We start from the raw sequence: 2,997 nt of genomic DNA, 5'->3' as shown, positions 1-2,997 counted from the left end.
CACCCTGATCTCGATGGGGGTCCTCGCGGCCTTCGGCTGGTCGCTCTACGCGCTCTTCTGGGGCACCGCCGGCATCCCGGGCATGACCCATCCCTTCGAGCTGACCGTCCAGCGCACCGATGGCGCGGGCAACATCTACCTGGAGGCGGCCGCCGGCGTGACGACGTTCCTCCTCGCCGGCCGCTACTTCGAGGCCCGCTCCAAGCGCCGGGCCGGGGCCGCGCTGCGGGCGCTGCTCGAGCTCGGTGCGAAGGAGGTGTCGGTCCTCCGCGACGGCGTCGAGGTCAGGGTGCCCGCCGACCAGCTGGCCGTCGGGATGCGGTTCGTCGTCCGCCCCGGCGAGAAGGTCGCCACCGACGGGGTCGTCGAGGAGGGCGCCTCGGCGGTCGACGCCTCGATGCTGACCGGGGAGTCCGTGCCGGTCGAGGTCGGGGTCGGCGACCCGGTCGTCGGGGCCACCGTCAACGCGGGCGGCCGCCTCGTCGTCCGCGCCACCCGGGTCGGGGCCGACACCCAGCTCGCCCGGATGGCGCGCCTGGTGGAGGACGCACAGAACGGCAAGGCGCAGGTGCAGCGCCTCGCCGACCGGGTGTCGGGGGTGTTCGTCCCGATCGTGATCGCGCTGTCGGCCGCCACGCTCGGGTTCTGGATCGGTGCGGATGCAGGGCTGCCGGCCGCGTTCACCGCCGCCGTCGCGGTGCTGATCATCGCCTGCCCGTGTGCCCTCGGGCTGGCCACGCCGACCGCCCTGATGGTCGGCACGGGTCGCGGCGCCCAGCTGGGCATCCTGATCAAGGGGCCCGAGGTGCTCGAGTCGACCCGCCGGGTCGACACGATCGTGCTCGACAAGACGGGGACCGTGACCACCGGCGAGATGACCCTGCGGTCGGTCGTCGCCGCCGACGGCGAGGACGAGGACGAGGTGCTGCGTCTGGCCGGGGCGGTCGAGGACGCCTCCGAGCACCCGATCGCCCGGGCGGTCGCCGACGGCGCGCGAGCCCGGCTCGGCCAGGTCCCGGCCGTGCGGCAGTTCACCAACCTCGAGGGCCTCGGCGTCCAGGGCGAGGTCGTCGACGGTGACACCGTCCGCGCCCTGCTGGTCGGCCGCCCGCGGCTGCTCGGCGAGCGGTCGCAGCACCTCCCGCCCGAGCTCGACCGGGCGCTGGCCGACGCCCAGGCCACCGGGGCCACCGCCGTCGCCGTCGGCTGGGAGGGGCGGGCCCGCGGGGTCCTCGTCGTCGCCGACGCGGTGAAGCCGACGTCGGCCCAGGCCATTGCGCAGCTCCGCGAGCTCGGCCTGTCGCCCGTCCTGCTGACCGGAGACCACGAGGCCGTGGCACGGACGGTCGCCGCGGAGGTCGGGATCGGGGCCGAGGCGGTCATCGCCGACGTACTCCCGGCCGACAAGGTCGACGTCGTCAAGCGGCTCCAGGCCGAGGGCCGGGTCGTGGCCATGGTGGGCGACGGCGTCAACGACGCCGCAGCTCTCGCGCAAGCCGACCTGGGTCTGGCCATGGGCACCGGCAGCGACGTCGCGATCGAGGCCGGCGACCTGACCCTGGTCCGTGGCGACCTGCGGGTCGCGGCCGACGCGATCCGGCTGTCCCGCCGCACCCTGACCACGATCAAGGGAAACCTGTTCTGGGCGTTCGCCTACAACGTCGCCGCGCTCCCGCTCGCCGCGGCCGGACTGCTCAACCCGATGCTGGCCGGGGCCGCGATGGCACTGTCGTCGGTCTTCGTCGTCAGCAACAGCCTGCGGCTGCGCCGCTTCCGGGCGCTCGCCTCCTGAGGCTTCATCCCTGGCCGGTGGGCCAGGCGCGTCGTACCTCCTCGACGAGGTCGGCCGCCTGCCGCCGCCCGCTGCGGGCCGCGACCGCCCGCTTCGCCGGGTCGAGCACGTTGCGGCCGATGTCGACCAGAGCCCGTTCGTCCGGGGTGATGACGACGCCGGCCCGCGCGCCGGTGCGGGCCAGCTGGGCCTGGATCGACGTCGCCCTGCTGAACGACCGAGGCAGCGGGGCGAGCACGACCACCACGTCGGCGCCGAGAGCGAGATCGACGTTGGCGGTCGAGCGAAGACCGCCGTCGAGGTAGTGCCGGCCGTCGACCGCGACCGCGGGCCACACGAGCGGTACGGCGCAGCTGGCGGCCACCGCGTGCACGAGGTCCACCCCGCTGGTGCGGTCGAAGATCACGAACTGCCCGGTCTCCGCCTCGAAGGCGGTGATCCGCAGGTCGCGCTCGGGCCACCGCGTCTCGCCGAGCCGGGAGCGGATCACCTCGATCCGCTCCTCGCCGCCCGGCGGGTGGGCCCGCATGGACATGCGGCCGATCCGGCGCAGCTTGCGCTGCTCGCTGCCCGGCAGCACCATCGGCGGGACCAGCCGGAGCATCGTCGTCCGGCCGACCCGGGCGCCGATCTCGTGGTCCGGCGGATCGAGCTGGCTGGAGTAGACGTCGTCCAGCGACCGCGAACCCGTGACCTGCGCGCCGACCACCGACCCGGCCGACGTTCCGATGACGGTGTCGGCGCCGGTCACGTCCACCCCGGCGTCGGCGAGACCGGTCAGGATCCCGAGCTCCCAGGCGATGCCGGTGACGCCGCCACCCCCGAGTACCAGCGCCGTCCGCGTCATGGGCTCGAATCTAGCCATCGGCCGGGTGCGGGGCGACGGAAATGGCCCACCTGGGCTACGCGCCGCTCCCGGGCCGAGCCGGCGCGCGAGCCTAGAATCGGCCCATGTCCGCCCACTCCTTCCCCACCGAGGACGACACCCTGGCCGGGCTCTTCGACGCCTCGCCGGACCGCCCTGTCCACACCTCGGCCGCCGCCGAGCTCGCCTTCGTCCTGGGCCTGGTCTCGCTGTTCGCGGTGCCGTTCTCGCTGATGCACGCGGCATCGGCCGGCACGGCTGCCCTCGGGGCGGTCCTCGGCGTCGTCGGCGTGGCCACGACCAGCCGGCCCGACGTCGCCGGACGCGTCCTGGCGCCTCT

General features: G+C 74.7%; 3 protein-coding genes. 2 read left to right on the top strand and 1 reads right to left on the bottom strand.

What is annotated here, in order from left to right; genetic code table 11:
• The coding region (locus VFN12_RS11715) for a copper-translocating P-type ATPase (RefSeq protein WP_325118867.1) at positions 1–1,792 on the top strand (1,792 nt) is incomplete at its 5' end.
• Positions 1,793–1,796: 4 nt separating this feature from the next.
• Here VFN12_RS11715 and VFN12_RS11710 read toward each other — a convergent pair.
• The gene (locus tag VFN12_RS11710; RefSeq protein WP_325118865.1) at positions 1,797–2,639 is read right to left on the bottom strand and encodes a patatin-like phospholipase family protein; all 843 of its coding nucleotides are present in this window, start codon (positions 2,637–2,639) and stop codon (positions 1,797–1,799) included.
• Positions 2,640–2,743: 104 nt separating this feature from the next.
• Between VFN12_RS11710 and VFN12_RS11705 the strand changes: the two genes are divergently transcribed.
• Positions 2,744–2,997 (top strand): hypothetical protein (locus tag VFN12_RS11705; RefSeq protein ID WP_325118864.1); only part of this gene is annotated, 254 nt, incomplete at its 3' end.

It is taken from the genome of Nocardioides sp. (assembly GCF_035703625.1).
Lineage (GTDB): Bacteria > Actinomycetota > Actinomycetes > Propionibacteriales > Nocardioidaceae > Nocardioides.
The sequence above is the reverse complement of the archived record's forward strand: the minus strand, read 5'-3'. Positions and strand labels throughout refer to the sequence as shown.

Bases quoted from the DNA above. Each gene is read 5' to 3' on its own strand.
- VFN12_RS11710 (WP_325118865.1), bottom strand. From the start codon at position 2,639: ATGACGCGGACGGCGCTGGTACTCGGGGGTGGCGGCGTCACCGGCATC.